The organism is Methanobrevibacter sp. (genome assembly GCF_045644645.1).
Taxonomy (GTDB): Archaea; Methanobacteriota; Methanobacteria; order Methanobacteriales; family Methanobacteriaceae; genus Methanocatella.
In genome coordinates this window covers 1-3,958 of record NZ_JAZRHE010000106.1, presented here as the reverse complement: position 1 = coordinate 3,958, position 3,958 = coordinate 1, and the positions used below count along the sequence as shown (strand labels likewise).

Sequence of the window (3,958 nt, the reverse complement as noted above, 5' to 3'; positions counted from 1 at the left end):
GAACACCCTCCAGAATCAATAGTTATCTGGAAGAAGTACCTGATTTATGGTACTGCTCTTGGAGTAGCTGATGAGGTTTACAAAGCGATGAAACTCAACATACCAAATATATCCGATTATGATGATGGCCTGCTATGGTATCACTATTATGGAGGATATGGCATGATGTATGGAGCATACCATACAAGTTACTCAACAACACATTCATCCTCAGACTCCGGAGGCTTTGGTGGCTTCGGAGGAGGATCCGGCGGAGGTGGAGGTGGAGCATTCTAGTTCCATTTTCACTTTTTTTTACTTTTTTGAAAATATCGAATAATAATATTGTCCTCATTTATCATATGAACCATCATCCACACAGACTAATCCTCAAAAGATTCATTTCACCCATAATCAATTTGTAAAATGACCATTAAATCTACAAAATATTTAAATAAAACCATTTTTCATAAATTTATATGATGAAATATTATGAAATTCAAAACAACAACACTATTCATAATACTTTTTATATCAGTACTTTCACTAACAACAGTTAATGCAAGTGACGATATAATCCAAAATACAACAGATCAGATATCCATAAATGATGACAATGCCATCTTATCAGATGTTTATCCCATTGCATATGATTATCCAACTAGTGAAAGCACAGTTATGCTGCTTGATGATGAAGGCGACACTCCATTTGCGGAAACAATCTGCACTGTCGGGCCAACAAACGGAATCGCATTGAATGCATCCTACAGTTACACTCCAAGCGATGGATTCAAGGCCATGATCTACAGTACTAGCAGAGGAACATACAATCCCTCCACTGGAATTTGGGATATTGGAGATTTCTATGGTGAGGAAAGTCTAAAAGTCTTTTCATATAATGAACACTACTCCCAATCATGGGAAGATTTTATCAAAACAGACGGTTATCCCCTTATTCTCCAGGAATATGCTGAATTGAATCAGACAAATATCCTTGTAAATCCCGATGCTGTTGATAGGATGCCCCACATTATTGACTTGTCACTTACTGCAGGAGATTTCATTGGCACAATACCGCCTGGAAGTGAAATTGCAAGCTGCCACAGGAGTTTTACAGTTAAATCTGAAGGGGGCGTCGCCGAAAACACTACAGTTGAATACGTTCTCGATAAAAATTTCACTTTCCAATATTATGAAGCCAGCAAGGGTTCATACGACCCGACTACTGGAATCTGGGATGTCGGTGACGTATCAGACAGTGAAACACTGACCGTTTACACAACTGTAGACATGAACTATCTTCTTTCAATAATTGGAAAACTTTGGGATGAGCGCAACATCATTGCAAGGACAACTTCAAATGAAATATACACTGGCAATAATTTCTTGGATCCGAGGACTAACAGCACTATTGTCACTAAAAGTGACGATAAATCTTATAGCCATCAGCAGCATTATTCATATTCCGATTACTCAGAATACAGAACCGTGAATGTAGTGGATGACGATGGTGAAACAAAAGAAGTTTCCTACTCTGAATACAAACATGGGGCAAGTGCTCCGGAAAATACTAATCCTAGCACCAACCCGATGACCACAAACAGTACAGAAGATACTAATCCTAGCACCAACCCAATGACCACAAACAGTACAGATATTCGGGAAAACGCTAGCAGTTCAGCCAATAACCGGGCAGACACAAACGATACAGAGGATTCCATTGAGAATTTTACCAGAACTTCCAATATCGACAAATCAATCAACCCGTCAAACGGCAACATTCTGATTATTTTAGCTGTTTTAATTCTGGGTGTATTCAGCATTGTTGTATTTAAAAAATTTAAATCCTAGGGATTGAATATCCCTATCTTATTTTATTTTGAATTCATCTTCACAAAGCACATTGTCCTTCAAATCAACCAATTCAAAAGTTACTTTTGTAATATTCTTTTGAGGAACCTCAAACGAAGTGATTTTTCCACTTCTGAATTCGTCAGCCGTGGAATTTATGGAATACACCTCATTATTTTCCGCATCATAATACTTTGTTTTCATGATATAATTAAAAGGGTCATTAGGTAAGTTATAGGACTCCCCATAAACGGTATAGGAATATTCGCCGTTAACATCCGAAACACCAACATCAGTAATCTTCATGGTAAAATTACCGTCATCAGTCGTATGCTGACCCATTGGAAGAATAAAGAAATAAAAAATCAATACTATTCCAATAATGATTGGAACAGCAACCTTAACGTATTTTGTATAATCCTTCGGTTTAGGGATTAATCGTTCGATTTCTTTGGAATCCCTGGAAGAAATTATGGTCTTGCCGACAGGTCGTTTCAACAACTTTGAAGTATCGCTTACTAATGCTTTCAGCTGTTCGGCAGGATTGGGAAGTGCTGATATGAAATCTTTATTCTTTAAAAAGAACTCCGAATTCCCTTTCCTGTTTGAATTATCAATATTGAATACCAAAATCTCAACACCTTCAGTGAATGCTATATCCACTTCAGTAAGTACATAATCAGAATTCTTTGAGTTATTGGAATAAATCAGAACCAGACATTTCGAATCCATGATTGCCCTTGAAATGGTGTCAACAGAATCATTTGAAGAATAATCCCTTGATTTGATCCAACATTTAATGTTATTATCCTCAAACACACGGCAAACTACATCACTGAGCAGTTTATCGTTTTCATCATAACAAATAAAGACATCATGCATTTAACCATCACCTGATTTGAGAATATTCATCTAGAAGCTCATTAAACATCTTATCATCACTGGACATTACCCTCAATACGGATTTTCTTGTTAAAAATTCGTTTCTAATTAAAAATCCATGAATTATGGCCAATATCCAGAATATTATGAATATATATAAGAATGTTACAAATACCGGATAGAAAATAAATAACAGACCCCATATCTGGAAATAGAATATAATGCAAAATATCGATGGAATCAAATAAATAATTCCTGCAATTTTCCACAGATTTCTATCGGCAATAAGTCCCATATATATAAAAGAAACCCAATAGAGAGGAGTGAACAGTAAGATTAAAGAAGTGCGGTCCTTTTTCAATGAGGACATATCTTCCGGAACAAAATCCTTTAATGTATAGGTAACGGGTTTGTCAATTTCCTCATCACACAACTTCAATGCATCTTCAATTAACTTTTTAAAATGTTTTTCAGGTTCCGGAGATGCATCCAGCCACTGTTTATTTTTTAGATAGAATCCCATGTCCCCTTCAGGCATTGTCTCATCAATCTTAAATGAAATGATAGGTTTCTCATTAGAAAATGCAATATCGATCTCATTTTTTACAAAATCTGATGCCTGAGAATACTTTGAAAAGACCAAAACAACAATCTTGGTCGAGGTTATCCCATCCAGAATCTCCTGAGAATAGTTTTTACCTGAAGCAATGTTGCGGGGTGCAATCCAACATTTAAGGCCATTCTGCTCTAAAACATAACAAACCTTCTCAGCAATATCAGAATTCCTTGTGGAATAGCTTATAAAAACATCATGACTCATAATACCACCTTACTGTTAAATGCCGAATCGACAACAAACTCTTTGTTGTTTGCTTCAAATAACCAAACAGGAGATTCATTAGTAAATGATAATCTGTCCTTATCAAAAGAATCGATAGGAATAATCATTGAATGATATTGGAAATGACCATCCGGATACTCTACAGTCAGGACATAACAACTTTCATTCAAATATTCGACACTGCCCCTCTTCATATTTGAAATATAATTCAATAAGAGTGTAATTCTTTCATCGGATGAATTTAATCTGCTGACATTCAAATTATAAAAGTCATAAGTAGGATTTTTAAATTCAATCGTATCACCAATTACATGATATTGAGAACTTGAAGGAACTAACAGAGTAATATCGTCCAATGAAGTTACATTTTCCTTATAATCATAGAATATAAAAAAATAAGAAGCA

5 protein-coding genes are annotated in these 3,958 nt (G+C 35.5%); 2 read left to right on the top strand and 3 right to left on the bottom strand.

The window, feature by feature from the left end:
* Together ACKI4K_RS05985 and ACKI4K_RS05980 are read left to right on the top strand one after the other, a co-directional pair.
* The coding region (locus tag ACKI4K_RS05985) for a DUF2207 family protein (protein WP_407423241.1) at positions 1–276 on the top strand (276 nt) is incomplete at its 5' end.
* Between the two features lie 195 nt (positions 277–471).
* Positions 472–1,830: a hypothetical protein gene (locus ACKI4K_RS05980; RefSeq protein WP_407423239.1), complete on the top strand. Its 1,359-nt coding sequence runs from the start codon at positions 472–474 to the stop codon at positions 1,828–1,830.
* Between the two features lie 18 nt (positions 1,831–1,848).
* On the opposite strand, the gene ACKI4K_RS05975 is transcribed toward ACKI4K_RS05980, so the two are convergent.
* From ACKI4K_RS05975 to ACKI4K_RS05965, 3 genes are all read right to left on the bottom strand, one after another.
* Complete coding sequence (locus ACKI4K_RS05975; protein WP_407423237.1) at positions 1,849–2,712, bottom strand: toll/interleukin-1 receptor domain-containing protein; 864 nt, start codon at positions 2,710–2,712, stop codon at positions 1,849–1,851.
* 7 nt (positions 2,713–2,719) lie between these two features.
* Positions 2,720–3,532, bottom strand: coding sequence for a toll/interleukin-1 receptor domain-containing protein (locus ACKI4K_RS05970; RefSeq protein ID WP_407423235.1), 813 nt, complete (start codon positions 3,530–3,532; stop codon positions 2,720–2,722).
* On the bottom strand, positions 3,529–3,958 hold a 430-nt coding region (locus ACKI4K_RS05965), incomplete at its 5' end, for a hypothetical protein (RefSeq protein ID WP_407423233.1). The genes ACKI4K_RS05970 and ACKI4K_RS05965, both read right to left, overlap by 4 nt.